This is a genomic window from Micromonospora sp. CPCC 205739, assembly GCF_036906795.1.
Taxonomy (GTDB): domain Bacteria; phylum Actinomycetota; class Actinomycetes; order Mycobacteriales; family Micromonosporaceae; genus Micromonospora.
In genome coordinates, this window is sequence record NZ_JBAKHS010000014.1 from 31896 (window position 1) to 50461 (window position 18566).

Below are 18566 nucleotides of genomic sequence, written 5' to 3' on the forward strand. Positions count from 1 at the left end.
GGTCGGTGTCCACGCCGCTCACCGGTGCGCCCCGTTCGGGTCGGCGCCGCCGAGGGCCGCGCGGACCAGGTCGTCCACCGCCATGTTCCGGATCTCCTCGCTGCGGTCGGCGGCGGCGGGCGCCGCGGTGGGCGGGGGTTCGACGCCCGGCGCGGTGAGCCGTAGCAGGGCGTCGAGCAGGCCCGCCTCGCGCAGCGCGTCCAGTCCGATGGTGGCCAGCCGGCGGCGTACGTCGTCCTCGTCGGGGGCGTCGGCGGCGTCCGGCCCGGCGGGCGCGTCCGGCGACGGGCCGACCGGTACCTCCTCGGCCAGTTCCTCGCGCAGCAGCCGGGCGACCTCGGCCGGGGTCGGGTGGTCGAACATCAGCGTGGCGGCGAGCCGCAGCCCGGTCGCGGCACTGAGCCGGTTGCGCAGCTCAATCGCGGCCAGCGAGTCCAGGCCGAGCTCGGTGAAACCCCGGTGGACGTCGATCTCCCCCGGTTCGGCGTGCCGGACGGCGGCGACGTGTCCGCGCACCAGGTCCAGCAGCATCCGCTGCCGGCCCTCCTCGGGCAGCGCGGCGAGGCGCTGGACGAGACTGCCCTCGTCCACCGGGGCCGCCGGCGCCTCGGGGCTCGTGGCCGGGGTGGCCGCCGGGGCGGGCCGGCGCCCGGCGGCGGCGCGGGCCACGTCGCGCAGCTTGGCCGGGATCTGCGTCCCGGTCGGGTCGGGGCGCAGCGGCACCAGCACCGGCTCGGCCACCCGCATCGCCTGGTCGAGCAGGGCGAGCCCGTCGGCCGGTGCCAGCGCCGGCATGCCCATCGCGGCGAGCCGCCGGGTGACCCCGGGGTCGGTGCCGCCGGCCAGGCCGGCGCCCTCGCCCCAGAGGTTCCAGACCAGCGAGGTGGCGGGCAGCCCCATCGAGCGGCGGTGCCGGGCCAGCGCGTCGAGGAAGCTGTTCGCCGCCGCGTAGTTGCCCTGCCCGGCCGGGTCGAGCAGCCCGGCCACCGAGGAGAAGAGGACGAAAGCGGTCAGCTCCCGCTCCTCGGTCAGCTCGTGCAGCGCCCAGGCGGCGTCCACCTTGGGGCGCAGCACCGCGTCGAGCCGGTCCGGGGTGAGCGAGGTGAAGAGCGCGTCGTCGAGCACGGCGGCGGCGTGCACCACGGCGGTCAGCGGCTGCGCCAGCCCGTCGACCAGCGCCGCGAGGGCCTTCGGATCGGTGACGTCGCAGGCGGCGACGGTCACCTCGGCGCCGAGCGCGGCCAGCTCGTCGCGCAGCTGCGCGGCGCCGGGGGTGTCCGGGCCGCGCCGGCTGACCAGCGCCAGGTGCCGCACTCCGTGGGTGCCGACCAGGTGCCGGGCGACCAGCGCGCCGAGCCCGGTGGTGCCGCCGGTGACCAGCACTGTGCCGTCGGCCCGCCAGGGCGACGGGGGCAGCTCGGTGGGTACCGGGACGGGGGCCAGCCGGGGCACCTTCACCTGGTTGCCGCGCACGGCGACCTCCGGTTCGCCGAGGGTGACCACGGCCGGCAGCATCCGCAGGCTGGCCTCGTCGGAGTCGAGGTCGACCAGCATCAGCCGGTCCGGGTTCTCGGCCTGCGCGGCGCGCAGCAGACCCCACACCGGGGCGACGGTCAGGTCGAGGTGTCCGCTGTCGTCGTCGGCCGCGAACCAGGTCAGCACCACCAGCCGGGTGGCGGCGAACCGCTCGTCGGCGAGCCATCCCCGGACGGTCCCCAGCACCCCGGCCACACCGTCGCGGACCGCGTCGGGCACCTCGCCGTCCGCCGGTTCCACCGGCAGGAACACCACCTCGGGTACGCCGTCCGTCGCGGCCGCCGCGGCCAGGGCGTCCAGATCCGGGTACGCGGGCACGTCCTCGCGGCCGAGGTCGACCTCGTCGCCGAGCACCGCCCACCGCCCGGGTACCGCCTCGGCGGCCTCGCCCAGCGGCAGTTGCGGCCAGTCGACCCGGAACACCGAGTCGAGGTGGCGGGTGCCGGTCATCGCCGCCCCGGCGGCCACCAGCCGGTCCGCGGTGACCGGCCGGACCACCAGCGACTCGACGGTGGCGACCGGGGTGCCGGTGGTGTCGGCCAGGTCGAGGCGGACCGCCTCGGAGCCGGCGCTCGCGTCGGAGTTGGTCCAGTTGATCCGTACCCGCAGGCCGCTGCGGCCGCCCGAGTGCAGGCGTACCCCGGTCCAGGAGAACGGCAGCTGGCCGGCGCCGATGTCCTGCGGCTTGCGTCCGCCGAGGAAGTCGGTGGCGCTGAGCGCGGCGTCGAGCAGCGACGGGTGCAGCCGGTACGCGGCCGCGTCCTGCCGGGCCTCGTCGGGGAGCGCCACCTCGACGAAGAGGTCCCGGCCGCGCAGCCAGACGGCGCGCAGCCCGCGGAACATCGGGCCGAAGTGGTAGCCCTGCGCGGTGAGGTAGTCGTAGACGCCGCTGATGTCGACCGGCTGCGCGCCGGCCGGCGGCCACTGGCCGACCCCGACGCCGAACTCCTCCGGGGTGACCGGCGGGGCGTTCTCGGTGCCGAGCCAGCCGGTGACGTGCCGGGTCCAGCCCACCTCCGGCGGGGCGTCGTCGAAGCGGGACCAGATGGCGATGCTCCGCCGGTTGCCGGCGTCCGGCTCCCCCACCACGACCTGGACGGCCGCGCCGCCGTGGTCGGGCAACGGCATCAGCTGCTCGATGATCAGTTCCTCGACCACGTCGCAGCCGACCTCCTCGGCGGCCCGCAGGGCCAGCTCGACGAAGCCGGTGCCGGGGAGCAGCCCCATGCCCATCACGTTGTGGTCGGCCAGCCAGGCGTGGGTGTCGAGGGCGAGCCGGCCGGTGAGCACGACCCCGCCGCCCTGCGGCGCCACCATGACGGCGCTGAGCAGCGGGTGGTCGGCGTCGCGTTGGCCGTGCCCGGTGGCGTCGCCGGCCCGGGTCTTCGGCGCGTGCAACCACAGGTGCCGCCGCTCGAACGGGTACGTGGGCAGGTCGACCCGGTTGCCGTCGCCGAGGATCTCGGTCCAGCGGACCGGGGTCCCGGTGACGTGCAGCCGGGCCAGGGCGTCGAGCAGCTGCGTCACCTCGGGCCGGTCCCGGCGCTGGGCCGGCGCGACGACGGTGTCGGCAACGACGCCCTCGATCAGCGGGGTGAGCGCGGCGTCGGGGCCGAGTTCCAGGAAGGTCGTCGCCCCCGCCTGGTGCAGGGCGGTGATGCCGTCGGCGAAGCGCACGGCCTCGCGGACGTGCCGCACCCAGTAGTCGGGATCGGTCAGCCCGGCGCCAGCCAGGGTGCCGGTCAAGTTGGACACGACCGGAAGCTGCGGCTCGGCGTAGGTCAGCTCCGCGGCAACGGCCCGGAACTCGTCGAGCATCGGGTCCATCAGGTGACTGTGGAACGCGTGGCTCACCCGCAGCCGGGTGGTCTTGCGGCCCAGCTCGGTGAAGTGCTCGGCCACCGTCAGCACGGCGGCCTCGGGGCCGGAGATGACCACCGATCGGGGGCCGTTGACGGCGGCGATGTCCACCCCGCCAGCCGCCGCCAGACCGCCTCCGTTACCCGTGCCGTTGGCCTCGATCTGGCCCATGCCGTCCCCGGTGCCGGTGACGGCGACCTGACCAGCGCCGATGCCGGTGCTGGTGCTGGTGCTGGTCCCGTTGCCATTGGCCAAAACCGAATCAGCGCCAGTGCCGGTGCCCGTGCCGGTGGTGCCGGTGCCCGTGCCGGTGGTGCCGGTGCCCGTGCCGGTGGTGCCGGTGGTGCCGGTGCGGGTCTCGTTGCCGTCGGCCGCGATGCCCGTGCCGGTGGTGCCGGTGGTGCCGGTGCGGGTCTCGTTGCCGTCGGCCGCGATCGAATCAGTGCCGTTGGCGTTGGCGATGGCGGCTGAATCGTTTACGACATCAGCTCCAAAGGATCCGACTACCACACCCGGACCCGCCAGCGCCGCCCGCACCTCCTCTTCCGACGCCTGCACCGCCACCATCGCGCCGCCCTCAGGCAGCGCCTGCATCAACCGACCCCGCGCCGCCACCAGACGCGCCGCATCCCCCAGCGACAACACCCCGGCGACATGCGCGGCGGCCAGCTCACCGATCGAGTGCCCCGCCACGAAGTCAGCGCGCACACCCCACGACTCCACCAGCCGGAACAGCGCCACCTCGACGGCGAACAACCCCGCCTGCGCGTAACCCGTCCGGCGGATCAGCCCCTCGTCATCACCCCAGACCACCTCCCGCAACGGCCGGTCCAGGTGCCCGTCCAGCTCGGCCACCACCGCGTCGAAAGCCGCTGCGAAAACCGGGAACACGGCGTGCAGCTCACGGCCCATGCCGAGGCGCTGCGCGCCCTGACCGGTGAAGACCACCGCCGTCCGGCCGCCGGAGCGGGCGACGCCGGAGACCACGCCCGTGGCGACCTCCCCGGCCGCCAGGGCGGTCAGGCGGTCGACCAGCTCGGCGCGGTCCGCGCCGAGCACCACGGCCCGGTGCTCCAGAGCCGCCCGGCCGGTGGCCAGCGACCACGCGACGTCCCGGTCGGCCAGGTCGTCCCGCTCGTCGAGGTGGGCGACCAGCCGCTCCGCCTGCGCCCGCAGCGCCCGGTCGGTACGCCCGGACAGCACCCACGGCTGCACCGGCACGGTCGGCTCGTCGCCGCCCGCCGCGTCGGCCGGCCGGGCCGGACCGGCCAGATCCGCCGGCGCCTCCTCGATGATCATGTGGGCGTTGGTGCCGCTGAGTCCGAACGAGGAGACCGCCGCCCGGCGCGGGCGGGCCTGCGCCGGCCACTCCCGCGGCCGGGTCAGCAGCTCCACCGCGCCGGCGGACCAGTCGACCTCGTCGGAGGGGGCGTCGACGTGCAGGGTCGCCGGCATCAGCCCGTGCCGCATCGCCTGCACCGCTTTGATCACCCCGGCCACACCGGCGGCGGCCTGGGTGTGCCCCAGGTTCGACTTGACCGACCCGAGCCACAGCGGCCGGTCCCGGTCCCGGCCGTACGTCGCCAGCAGGGCCTGCGCCTCGATCGGGTCGCCGAGCGCGGTGCCGGTACCGTGCCCCTCGACCAGGTCCACGTCGGCCGGGGCGAGCGCGGCGGCGGCGAGGGCCGCCTCGATGACCCGCTGCTGGGAGGGGCCGTTCGGGGCGGTCAGCCCGTTCGACGCGCCGTCCTGGTTGATCGCCGACCCGCGCACCACGGCGAGCACCGGGTGGCCCTTGCGCCGGGCGTCGGAGAGGCGTTCCACCAGCAGCAGCCCGATCCCCTCGGACCAGCCGGTGCCGTCGGCGCCGTTCGCGTACGCCTTGCACCGGCCGTCCGGGGCGAGACCCCGCTGCCGGCTGAAGTCGACGAAGACGTCCGGGGTCGGCAGCACCGTCACGCCGCCGGCCAGCGCCATCTCCACCTCGCCCTGGCGCAGCGCCTGGCAGGCGATGTGCAGCGCGACCAGCGAGGAGGAGCAGGCCGTGTCGATGGTGACCGCCGGCCCCTCCAGTCCGAGCGCGTACGCCACCCGCCCGGAGGCGATGCTGGCGCCGCTGCCGCCACTGAGGTACGCGGCGATCTCCTCGGGCACGTGCTGCTGCACCCGGCTGCCGTACTCCGTGTACATGACGCCGACGTAGACGCCGGTGCGGCTGCCCCGCACGGAGGCGGGGTCGACGCCGGCCCGCTCGAACGCCTCCCAGGCGCCCTGGAGCAGCAGCCGCTGCTGCGGGTCCATGGCGAGCGCCTCGCGGGGCATGATGCCGAAGAACTCCGGGTCGAACTCGGCCGCGTCGTGCAGGAACCCGCCCGTCTTGACGTACGTCCTGCCGGCCGCGCCGGGCTCCGGGTCGTAGACCGCGTCGACGTCCCAGCCCCGGTCGACCGGGAACTCGGAGATCGCGTCGCGTTCCTCGACCAGCAGCCGCCACAGGTCGTCGGCGGAGCGCACCTCGCCCGGGTAGCGGCAGTGGATCGCGACGATGGCGATCGGGTCGTCGTCGGGCGCGGCCGGGGTGGGCGCGGCGCCGGCGGACGCGGCGGCGGGGGTGGCGCCGAGCAGCCGGTCGGTGAGGAAACGCGCGGCGGCCTCGGCGGTCGGGTGGTCGAAGACCAGGGTGGCGGGCAGCCGCAGGCCGGTCGCCTCGTTGAGGGCGTTGCGCAGTTCGACGGCGGCGAGCGAGTCGAAGCCGAGGTCCTTGAACGCCCGGTCGGGGGCGACCGCGTCGGTGCCGGAGTGGCCGAGCACCGCCGCCACCCGGGTACGGACCAGTTCGACGAGGAGGCGGTGCCGTTCCGGCTCGCTGACGCCGGCGAGTCGCTGGGCCAGTCCGGTGCCCGCGCCGCCGCTGCCGGTCGTACCGGCGGCGGCGCGTCGGGTGGGGGCGGTGACCAGGCCGCGGAGCAGGGTCGGCACGTCGCCGCGGGCCCGGACGGCGGCCGGGTCGACGCGCAGCGGCACGACCAGCGGCTCGGCGGTCGCCACGGCGGCGTCCAGCAGGGCGAGCCCGTCGTCGACGCCGAGCGCCGGCAGGCCGAGCCGGCGCACCAGGGCCACGTCGTCGGCGGCGGCCTCGCCGAGGTCCCAGAGACCGAAGGCGACCGCGGTGGCGGGCAGACCGGCGGCGGCCCGGTGGGCGGCGAGGGCGTCCAGGAAGACGTTCGCGGCGGCGTAGTGCCCCTGCCCGGCGGCGAGCACCAGCCCTCCGGCGGAGGAGAGCAGCACGAACGCGTCGAGCGGCAGGTCCCGGGTCAGCGCGTGCAGGTGCCAGGCGCCGTCGATCTTCGGGGCCAGCACCGGGTCGAGCCCGTCGGGGTCGAGGTCGGCGACCAGGCCGGCGCCGGGTACGCCGGCGGCGTGCACCACGGCGGTGAGCGGGTGCTCGGCGGGAACGGCGGCGAGCACGGCGGCGACGGCGGCGCGGTCGGTGACGTCGCAGGCGGCGACGGTGACCTCCACCGCGCCGAGCCCGCGCAGCTCGTCGCGGAGCGTCGCCGCGCCGGGCGCGTCGGGGCCGCGCCGGCTGGTGAGCACGAGCCGGCGTACCCCGTGAGTGGTCACCAGGTGCCGGGCGATCAGCGCGCCGAGGCCGCCGGTGCCGCCGGTGACCAGCACCGTGCCGTCCGGGTTCCAGCCGGGTGCGCCGTCGGCGGGGCGCAGCCGGGCCAGTCGCGGCACGCTGACCCGGCCGGCGCGGACCGCCGCCTCGGGTTCGGCGGCGGCGACGGCGGCGAGCAGCCGCGCGGACTCGGCGCTGCCGTCGGTGTCGAGCAGCCCGAACCGGCCCGGCTGTTCGCCGGCCGCCGCCCGCAGCAGCCCCCAGACGGGCGCCTGGGTCAGGTCGACGTCCTCGCCGGTCGCGGTGGCGACCGCCTGCCGGGTGACGACGGTCAGCCGGGCCCCGTCGAGCCGGCCGTCGGCCAGCCAGGACCGCACGGTCCGCAGCGCGTCGCGGGTGACGGCCCGGGCCGCCTCGGCCGGGTCCCCCTCGGCCGGCCCGAGCCCGAGCAGCACCAGGTCCGGGGTGCCGGTCTCCCCCGCGTCCAGCGCCGCGCCGAGCGCGGCCAGATCCGGGTACGCGGGCAGTCCGGTCCCCGGCAGGTCGCCGAGCACGACGGCCCGGCTGGTCGTCGGCGGGACCGGCGCCGGGGTCCACTCCAGGCGCAGCAGCGCGCCGGCGCGGTCGTCCCGGACGGCGGCGAGCTGCCCGGCGGAGACCGGCCGCACCAGCAGCGATTCGACGGTGGCGACGGGCTGCCCGTCGGGGTCGGCCACCCGGATCCGGCACTCCTCGTCGCCGCGCAGCCGTTCCAGGTGTACGCGCAGCGCGCGCGCCCCGGCGGCGTGCAGGGTGACCCCGGACCAGGAGAACGGCAGCAGCGTCTCGCCGTCCAGCGGCCCGTCCTCGCCGAGCTGGTCGGCGTGCATGGCGGCGTCCAGCAGCGCCGGGTGCAGGCCGTACCGCTCGGCGTCCTCGCCCTCGGGGAGCGCGACCTCGGCGAAGACGTCCTCGCCGCGCCGCCAGGCGGCCCGCAGCCCCTGGAACGTCGGGCCGTAGCCGTAGCCCCGGGCGCGCAGCCCCGGGTAGAAGCTTTCCACCGGCAGTGCGGTGGCACCCGGCGGCGGCCACTGGGTGAGGTCCCAGGTCGCCGGGGCGGCGGTCGGCGCGACCGCGCCGGTGGCGTGCAGGGTCCACGCCCCGTGCCCGCCCTCCGGTCGGGAGTGGATGCCGATCTGGCGCACTCCGCTGTCGTCGGGCGAGCCGACCACCACCTGTACGGTGACCGCGCCCCGGCCGGGCAGGATCATCGGGGCCCGGTGGGTGAGTTCCTCGACCCGGCCGCAGCCGACGTGGTCCCCGGCCCGGACGGCGAGTTCGACGAAGCCGGTGCCGGGCAGCAGCACCGCGCCAAGGATCTCGTGGTCGGCCAGCCAGCGCTGCCGGTCGACGGCGAGCCGCCCGGTGAGCACCACCCGATCGGTGTCGGCGCTCGGGACGGCGGCGCCGAGCAGCGGGTGTCCGACCGGGTCGAGCCCGACCGAGCCGACGTCGCCGGCGGGCGGCAGCGGGTTCACCCAGTAACGCTGCCGCTGGAACGGATAGGTGGGCAGGTCGACCGTGCGGCCGGTCTGCGGGAGGAGTGCGGTCCAGTCGACGGTGGCGCCGGTGACGTGCAGCCTCGCCAGCGCGGTCAGGGCTTGGCGCTGTTCGTCGTGTCCCCGCCGCAGGCTGGGGATGATCGTGACCTCGTCGGTGAGGATGCCCTCGATCATCGGGGTGAGCGCGGCGTCCGGGCCGAGTTCCAGGAAGGCCGTCGCGCCCGCCCCGTGCAGGGCGGTGACGCCGTCAGCGAAGCGCACGGCCTCCCGGACGTGCCGCACCCAGTACTCCGGGTCGGTCAGCTCGCTGCTGGCGAGGGCACCGGTCAGGTTCGACACCACCGGAAGCTGCGGCTCGGCGTAGGTCAGCTCCGCGGCAACGGCCCGGAACTCGTCGAGCATCGGGTCCATCAAGCCGCTGTGAAACGCGTGACTCACCCGCAGCCGGGTCGTCTTGCGCCCCAGCCTGGTGAAGTGCTCGGCGACCGCGAGCACGGCGACTTCAGGGCCGGAGATGACCACGGACCGGGGGCCGTTGACGGCCGCGATGTCCACCACTGCGCCTGCCGTCCGGCCGTTGCCGTCGTCTGCGACCGTGCCGCAGTCATCGCCGAGGCCGTTCGCCCCGATCTGGCCAACGCCGTTGGCAATGGCGGTGGCGGTTGAGTCGTTTACGTCATCAGCTTTGTAGGACGCGAACGAGGCACTCGGGCCCGTCAGCGCCGTGCGCACCTCCTCCTGCGACGCCTGAATGGCGACCATCGCCCCACCAGCCGGCAACGCCTGCATCAACCGCCCACGCGCCGCCACCAGGCGAGCCGCATCCGACAGCGACAAGACACCGGCGACGTGGGCGGCGGCCAGCTCACCGATCGAGTGCCCGGCCACGAAGTCCGGCCGCACCCCCCACGACTCGACTAGGCGGAACAGCGCGACCTCGACGGCGAACAACCCCGCCTGCGCATAGCCCGTCTGACGGATCAGTTCCTCGTCGTCACCCCAGACCACCTCACGCAACGGCCGATCGAGGTGCGCATCCAACTCCGCCACCACCGCGTCGAAGGCCGACGCGAACACCGGGAACACGGCATGCAGCTGACGACCCATGCCGAGACGCTGCGCGCCCTGACCCGTGAACAGCACCGCCAGCCGACCGCCCCGGACCACCCCGGACACCACGTCGGGCCGGGACTCGCCGGCGGCGAGCGCGGCGAGGGCCGGCGACAGCTCGGCCGGGTTCGCGCCGAGCACCACGGCCCGGTGGTCGAAGAGCGCCCGGCCGGTCGCCAGGGTCCGGGCGGCGGGTGCCATCTCCCCCGGGTCCATCGACCACGCGAACTCCGCCAGCCGGCCCGCCAGGGTCCGGACCGCCGACTCGGAGCGGGCGGAGAGGAACCACGGCACCACCGGAAGGGCGACGGAATCGGAGGCGTCACCGGTGGTTCCGGCCGGCGTCGCGGGCACGGCCACCGGAGTCTGCTCCGGGGCCTGCTCGATGATGACGTGGGCGTTGGTGCCGCTGATGCCGAACGACGACACCCCGGCCCGGCGCGGGTGCCCGTTCACCGGCCACTCCCGCGCCCGCGTCAACAGCTCCACCGCCCCGGCGGACCAGTCCACCTGCGCCGACGGCGCGTCCACGTGCAGGGTGGGCGGCAGGACGCCGTTGCGCATCGCGTGGACCATCTTGATGATCCCGGCGACCCCGGCGGCGGCCTGGGTGTGGCCGAGGTTGGACTTGATCGAGCCGAGCCAGAGCGGACGGTCCGCCGGGCGCTCCTGCCCGTAGGTGGCCAGCAGCGCCTGCGCCTCGATCGGGTCGCCCAGCGTCGTACCCGTGCCGTGCGCCTCCACCGCGTCGACCTCGGCGGCGCTGACGCCCGCCGCCGCCAGGGCGGCGCGGATCACGCGCTGCTGCGACGGGCCGTTCGGCGCGGTCATGCCGTTGGACGCGCCGTCGGAGTTCACCGCCGAACCACGCACCACCGCCAGGACGGGGTGGCCGTTGCGGCGGGCGTCGGAGAGCCGCTCGACCAGCAGGACGCCGGCGCCCTCACCCCAGCCGGTGCCGTCGGCCGAGGCGGCGAACGACCGGCACCGCCCGTCGGAGGAGAGACCGCCCTGCCGGTTCATGTCGATGAAGGTGTCCGGGGTGGACATCACGGTCACGCCGCCGGCCAGGGCCAGCTCGCACTCCCCGGTACGCAGCGCCTGGATCGCCCAGTGCAGCGCCACCAGCGACGACGAGCAGGCGGTGTCCACGGTCACCGCCGGCCCCTCCAGGCCGAGAACGTACGCGACCCGCCCGGAGACCACGCTGGTGTGTCCGCCGTTGCCCAGGTAGCCCAGCGCCTCCTCCGGCATCTCGCCGGGCCGGGTCGCCCAGTCGTGGTACATCACCCCGGCGAACACCCCGGTACGGGACCCGGCGACCGAGTGCGGGTCGATGCCCGCCCGCTCGAACGCCTCCCAGGACGCCTCCAGCATCAGCCGCTGCTGCGGGTCCATGGCGCCGGCCTCGCGCGGGCTGATGCCGAAGAAGTCCGGGTCGAAGAGAGCGGCGTCGTAGAGGAAGCCGCCCTCCTTCGTGGAGGTACGCCCCGACCGGCCCGGCTCCGGGTCGTACAGCTCGTCGACGTTCCAGCCCCGGTCGGCGGGGAACTCGCCGATCGCGTCCACGCCATCGGCGACCAGCCGCCACAGCTCCTCCGGCGAGCTCACCCCGCCCGGGTAGCGGCAGCTCATGCCGATGATGGCGATCGGCTCGTCGGGGACGGCGGGCACCGCCGTGCGGACCGGCTCCGCCGCCGGACGCAGGTCGAGCAGCTTCTCGGCCAGGTGCCCGGCCAGCGCCCGCGGATTCGGGTAGTCGAAGACGAGGGTGGCGGTCAGCCGCAGCCCGGTCGCCGCGTTGAGCCGGTTGCGCAGCTCCACCGCGGCCAGCGAGTCGAAGCCGATCTCGTTGAACGCCTGCCGGGGCGCGATCGCATCCGCGCCGCTGTGCCCGAGCACGGCGGCCACCTGGGTACGGACCAGGTCGAGCAGGACCGACGTCCGCTCCGCCTCGGTGAGCTCGGCGAGCTGGCGGGCCAGCGAGAGTTCGACCGGGACGGCACCGGCGCCGGCCCGGGCGGCGGGCCGCCGGGGCGCGCGGACCAGCCGGCGCAGCAGCGGCGGCAGCTCGGCGGCCCGCTGGTGCAGGTCCGCCAGGTCGAAGCGGAGCGGGGCGAGGAACGCCTCGTCCACGCCGAGCGCGGCGTCGAAGAGGGCGAGGTTCTGCGCCACGGTGAGTTCCTGCAGGCCGAGACGGCTCACCCGGTGTGCGGCGACGTCGTCCACCCCGGCGCCCATGCCGATGTCGCGGGGCCAGAGCCCCCAGCCGAGGCTGGTGGCGGGCAGCCCGGCGGCGCGGCGGTGCGCGGCGAGGGCGTCGAGGAAGGTGTTGGCCGCCGCGTAGTTGGCCTGCCCGGAGCCGTCGAGGAAGCCGGCGGCCGAGGAGTAGAGCACGAAGGCGCGCAGATCGGCGTCGCGGGTCAGCTCGTGCAGGTGCCAGGCGGCGTCGGCCTTGGGGCGCAGCACCGCGTCCACCCGCTGCGGCGTGAGGCCGTCGAAGGTGCCGTCGTCGACGATGCCGGCGGCGTGCACGACACCGGTCAGCGGGTGGTCGGCGGGGACGGTGGCGAGCAGCGCGGCGAGGGCGTCGCGGTCGGCGACGTCGCAGCCGGCGAGGGTGACCCGGGCGCCGAGGGCGGTCAGCTCGTCGCGCAGCACGGTGGCGCCGGGGGCGTCCGGTCCGCGCCGGCTGGCCAGCAGCAGGTGCCGGACGCCGTGGGTGGTGACCAGGTGCCGGGCGAGCACCGCCCCGAGGCCACTGGTGCCGCCGGTGACCAGGACGGTGCCGTCCCAGGTGTCAGGGGCGCCGCCACGCGGGCGGCGGACGGGCACCAGGCGGGGGGCGAGCAGCCGACCCTCGCGCAGCGCCAGCTCCGGTTCGCCGGCGGCGGCCGCGGCGGGCAGGGCGGTCGCCGGGGTGGCGGCGTCGAGGTCGAGCAGGAGCAGCCGGTCCGGGTTCTCGGCCTGCGCCGCCCGCAGCAGGCCCCACAGCGGCGCGGTGGTCAGCTCGATCGGGTCCTCCGGCAGCGCCCGTACGGCGTGCCGGGTCACCACGACCAGCCGGGTGTGGGCGAGCCGGTCGTCGGCGAGGACGTCCTGGGCCAGCCGCAGCGCCCGGTGCGCGGCGGCCCGTACGCCGGCCAGGGTCTCGCCGTCCACGGCGTCGAAGGTCGCGACCAGCAGGTCCGGCGTGGCCTCGACGGCCGCCGGGCCGGTCAGCACGGGTACGCCGAGCGCGTGGGCCAGCCCGTACGGGTCCGGGCCGAGGACGGCCACGGAGAAGTCGGCGGGAGCGGGCGCGGGCTGCTCGGTCCACTCGATGCGCAGCAGGTCCCCGCCGCCGGTGCCGGCGCCGAGCTGTTCGGCGTCCACGGTGCGCACCAGCAGCGAGCCGACGGTGGCGACCGGGGCGCCGGAGGCGTCGGCCAGCACGACCCGGACGGTGTCCGGCCCGGTCGCGGTGAGCCGCACTCGCACGGCGGTGGCGCCGGACGCGTGCAGGGTGAGGTCGTACCAGGTGAACGGCAGGGTGACCCCGGTGGCGGGCTGCGGCAGGGCCAGGTCCAGCGCGTGCAGCGCGGCGTCGAGCAGCGCCGGGTGCAGCCCGTACGCGCCACCGTCGGTGGTGGACTCGGGCAGCGCCACCTCGGCGAAGACCTCGCCGTCCCGCCGCCAGATCGCGCGCAGCCCGTGGAAGGTCGGCCCGTAGCCGTAGCCCTGCGCGGCCAGGCGCGGGTAGAAGTCGGTGACGTCGACGGCCTCGGCGTCGCGCGGCGGCCACCGGGCCAGGTCGTCGTCGCGGGCCGGGGTGGCGCCGGTCGGGGCGAGGACGCCGCTGGCGTGCCGGGTCCAGTCGCCGCCGGGCGGGGCGTCCTCCCGGCGGGAGTGGAACTCCACCGTGCGCCGCCCGTCGCCGTCCGGCGGGGTGACCACGACCTGGAGCGCGACCCCGCTGTCGTCCGGCAGCACCAGCGGCGCCTCCAGGGTCAGCTCCTCGACCAGCGCGCAGCCGACCTGGTCGCCGGCGTACGCGGCCAGCTCGACCAGCGCGGTGCCGGGCACCAGGTTGACCCCGCCGATGACGTGGTCGGCGAGCCACGGGTGGGAGCGGCGGGACAGCCGGCCGGTGAGCACCGTGCCATCCTCGGTGGCCAGGTGCAGCAGCGCGCCGAGCAGCGGGTGGTCGGCGGCGAGCTGCCCGATCCCGGACGCGTCGCCGGTGGCGGGCGGGGAGGTCAGCCAGTAGTGCCGGTGCTGGAAGGCGTACGTGGGCAGCTCGACGCGGCGCGCGCCGCTGCCGGCGTAGCAGGCCGACCAGTCGACGCGGGCGCCCCGGACGTGCGCCGCCGCCACCGCGGTGAGCACCTCGCGCTCCTCGTCGTGGTCGCGGCGCAGGGCGGCGACGAAGGCGCGGTCGCCGTCGGGCGCGACGCACTCCTGCGCCATCGCGGTGAGCACCGGGTCGGGCCCGAGTTCGAGGTACGTGTCGACGCCAGCCGCGTCGAGGAAGCCGATGCCGTCGGCGAAGCGGACCGGTTGCCGGACGTGCCGCACCCAGTAGTCGGGGGTGCACAGGCCGGCGGTGGCGAGCGCGCCGGTGACGTTGGAGACCACCGGGACGCGGGGCTGCTCGTACGCGACCAGCTCGGCGACCCGGCGGAACTCGTCGAGCATCGGCTCCATCAGCGGCGAGTGGAAGGCGTGGCTGACCCGCAGCCGCTTGGTGCGCCGACCCCGGCCGGCGAGTTCGGCGGCGATCCGCAGCGTCTCGTCCTCGACGCCGGAGATCACCACGGCGGCCGGCCCGTTGACGGCGGCCAGGTCCACCCCGTCGACGAGCAGCTCGCGGACCTCGTCCTCGGCGGCGGCCACCGCCACCATCGCACCGGCCGACTCCAGCTCCTGCATGAGCCGGCCCCGGGCGGCGACCAGCATGGCGGCGTCGGGCAGCGAGAAGACCCCGGCCGCGTGGGCGGCGGCCAGTTCGCCGATGGAGTGGCCGGCGACGAAGTCCGGCCGCAGGCCCCACGACTCGACGAGCCGGTAGAGCGCGGTCTCGACGGCGAAGAGCGCCGGCTGGGCGTACCCGGTCTGGTCGAGCAGGGCCGCCTCGGGGCTGCCCTCGGCGGCGAAGAGCACGTCCCAGAGCGAGTGTTCCAGTTGCAGGTCCAGGTGGCCGATCGCCTCCTCCAGCGCGTCGGCGAAGACCGGGTACGCGGCGTGCAGCCGGCGTCCGGTGCCGAGGCGCTGGCTGCCCTGGCCGGTGAAGAGCAGGGCCAGCCGGCCGCCGGTGGCGGTGCCCCGGATCAGCCCGGGGGCCGGGTCACCGGCGGCGAGGGCGCGCAGTCCGGCGCGTACCTCGTCGGTGTCGCGGGCCAGCAGGACCGCGCGGTGGGTGAGGGCCGCGCGGCCGGTGGCCAGCGACCAGCCCAGGTCGGCCAGCTCCGGCGGCGTGCCGGCCGGGTCGGTGGCGTCGAGCAGCCGGGCGGCCTGGGCGGGCAGCGCCGGCGCGGTCCGGGCCGAGACGACGACCGGGCGCAGCGCGGCGGCGACCGGCGGTCCGTGGTCCGCCGCGGGGGCCGGCTGGACCGGCGGCGGTTCCTCGACGATGACGTGCGCGTTGGTGCCGCTGACCCCGAAGGAGGAGATGCCGGCGCGGCGCGGGGCGCCGTCGGTGGGCCAGGGCCGGGCCTCGGTGAGCAGGCGGACGGTGCCGGCCGACCAGTCGACGTGCGGGGTGGGCGCGTCGACGCCGAGGGTGCGGGGCAGGGTGCCGTGCCGCATCGCCATCAGCATCTTGATCACCCCGGCGGCGCCGGCGGCGGCCTGGGCGTGACCGAGGTTGGACTTGATCGAGCCGAGCCAGAGCGGCGCGTCGGCGTGGTGGCCCCGCCCGTACGTGGCGATCAGGGCCTGCGCCTCGATCGGGTCGCCGAGGGTGGTGGCGGTGCCGTGCGCCTCCACCGCGTCCACCTCGCCGGGGGTGAGTCCGGCGTCGGCCAGCGCCTGCCGGATGACCCGTTGCTGGGCGCGGCCGTTCGGGGCGGTGAGGCCGTTGCTGGCGCCGTCGGAGTTGATCGCGGTGCCCCGGATGACGCCGAGCACGGGGTGGCCGTGGCGGCGGGCGTCGGAGAGTCGTTCGAGGACGAGGAGCCCGACGCCCTCGGCCCAGGCGGTGCCGTCGGCGGCGGCGGCGAACGGGCGGCAGACGCCGTCCGGGGAGAGCCCGCGCTGGCGGCTGAAGGAGGTGAACGCGCCGGGGTTGACCATCACCGATGCCGCGCCGGTCAGCGCCAGGGTGCACTCGCCGCGTTGCAGCGAGCGGACGGCCAGGTGCAGCGCGACCAGCGAGCCCGAGCAGGCGGTGTCGACGGTCAGCGTGGGTCCCTCGGTGCCCAGCACGTACGCGAGCCGCCCGGAGACGACGCTCGGCGAGTTGCCGGTCATCAGGTAGCCGTCGAGGCCGTCCGGGGCCTCGTGCAGCCGCATGCCGTAGTCCTGCGGGTCGGCGCCGATGAAGACGCCGGAGCGGCTGCCGCGCAGCGACTGCGGGTCGATGCCGGCCCGTTCCAGGGCCTCCCAGGCGGTCTCCAGTACCAGCCGCTGCTGCGGTTCCATGGCGCTTGCCTCGCGCGGGCTGATGCCGAAGAACTCGGCGTCGAAGCCGGCCGCGTCGTCGAGGAAGCCGCCGTGCCGCACGTACGTGGTGCCGGGGTGATCGGGGTCGGGGTGGTAGAGCCGGTCGAGGTCCCAACCCCGGTCGGTGGGGAACTCGGTGACCACGGTGCCGCCCTCGGCGACCAGCGCCCACAGCCGGTCCGGGGAGTCCACCCCGCCGGGGTAGCGGCAGCCGATGCCGACGATGGCGATCGGCTCCTCCTCGGCCGACGGTCCGGCCGGGGCCGGCTCGGCACCGTCGGGCCCCTCGCCGAGCAGCAGGGTACGCAGGTGCTCGGCGAGCGCGGTGGCGGTCGGGTGGTCGAAGCCGACGGTGGGTGGCAGGGTCAGGCCGGTGGCGGCGGTGAGCTGCCGTTGCAGCTGGACCAGCCCGAGCGAGTCCAGGCCCTGCTCGCGCAGCGGCCGGCCGGCGTCGACGGCGTCCGGCGCGTCGTCCGCGCCGATCTCCCGCAGGACGGCCAGCGCGTGCGCGCGGACCAGGTCGACAAGGACGCGCGTCTGCTCCGGTCCCGGCAGGCCCGCCAGGCGGGCGGCCGACGTGGGCGTTCCCCGGTTTTCCGTACCCTCTTCTGCCACCCGGCCAGGATTACGTTCCGGCCGTGCTTTCCGAATCCCCTACCAGCCCCTACCGGTGCCGATCGGGGGCTGGCGGATCAGCTCGCCGCCGCTCGGGCCAGCCGGCCGCGGTCGATCTTCCGATTGGAGTTCAGCGGGAACTCGTCCAGGTGGGTGTACCGGCGGGGCAGCATCCCCTTGGGCAGGATCTCGGCGAGCTGCTTGGCGAGCTGGGCGGCCGGGACCTGCTCGCCGGTGTAGTAGACGACGATCTCCACCAGCCCGTCGACGGTCCGGGTCACCGCCACCGCGTCCCGTACGCCGGGGCAGCCGGCGAGCGCGTGCTCGATCTCGGCCAGCTCGATTCGCCAGCCGTTCACCTGCACCTGCGCGTCCCACCGGCCGAGGTAGATCAGCTCCCCGTCGGCCAGCCGGCGTACCCGGTCGCCGGTGCGGTACCAGCGGCGCCCGTCGTGGTCGAGGAACCGTCCCTCGTCGTCGGCGGGGTCGAGGTAGCCGGAGGTCATCTGCGGGCCGGTGACGCAGAGCTCACCCTCGTGGTCGGACAGCTCCCCGTCGGGGGTGCGCAGCAGGGCGTCGTGCCCCTCGTGCAGGTGCCCGATCGGCACCAGCCCGTTCACGCAGAGCCCCGGGGAGGTCTCCGGCGACCAGCGGTGGCCGGTGATGGTGAGGGTCAGTTCGGTGGGGCCGTAGATGTTCGCCACCGTGGACCGGTCGGCGGCGGCGTGCCAGTCGGCCACGTCCGCGGCGCGCAGCGCCTCCCCGGCGAACAGGCTCCAGCGCAGCCCGGGCATGGCGCCGGGGCGCAGGCCGCCCAGCCGGCGGATCAGGGTGATCGCGCTCGGCGCGGAGAACCAGACCGTCACGGCGCGCTCGGCGAGGAAGCCGGGCAGGTCCCGGTAGGCCTGGGCGGGCACCGGCTGCACGGTCGCCCCGGCCCCCCAGGCGCAGAACATGTCGAACGCCGCGCAGTCGAAGTTCAGGTCGAAGGTCTGCGAGAAGACGTCCGCGGCCTCGAAGTCGTAGTCCCGGTCGACCAGGCGGAAGTAGTGGTCGGTCATGCCGTAGGTGATCGGCACGCCCTTGGGCCGGCCGGTGGAGCCGGAGGTGAACAGCACGTACGCCACCTGCGACGCGGTGACCGGCAGCGGCGCGTCCAGGGGCCGATCGCCGAGCGGGATGCGCGCCGCGCCCGGCACCGCGTCGGCGTCCAGGCCGGGCGCCAGCACCGGCAGCTCCAGCCCGGCGCCGGCCAGCTCGCCGAGGGTGGCCAGGCCGGCCTCGTCGGCCACCACTGCCGTCGCGCCGGAGACCTCCAGCATCCGCCGGGTCCGCGACACCGGGAAACCGGCGTGCAGCGGTACGACCGTGGCGCCGGCGTACAGCACGGCCAGGATCCCCGCGTACGCCTCGACGCTCTTGCCGGTGAGCACCGCGACGGCTCGCGGCGGCTGCTCCCCGGCGGCGTGCAGGGCACCGGCTCGGGCCAGTGCCAGCTCGTGCAGTTCCTCGTAGCTCACGGCGCGGGATCCGACCCGCAGGGCCGTGCCGGTGGGGTTCGCCGCCAGGCCGCGAAGGAAACGCGCCGACAGGGCGGGACCGTCCACGTCTACCATCCGGTGCTCCAACAGTAAGGGGCG

The 18566-nt window shown here is 76.0% G+C and carries 2 protein-coding genes; both read right to left on the reverse strand.

Features of this window, described 5'->3' with window-relative positions; genetic code table 11:
* Positions 1–18: 18 nt before the first annotated feature.
* The gene (locus V6U88_RS20460; RefSeq protein WP_334455239.1) at positions 19–16926 is read right to left on the reverse strand and encodes a type I polyketide synthase; all 16908 of its coding nucleotides are present in this window, start codon (positions 16924–16926) and stop codon (positions 19–21) included.
* Between the two features lie 77 nt (positions 16927–17003).
* Entirely contained in the window at positions 17004–18542 is a 1539-nt protein-coding gene (locus V6U88_RS20465; RefSeq protein WP_334455242.1) for an AMP-binding protein, read from the reverse strand.
* Positions 18543–18566: the final 24 nt, after the last annotated feature.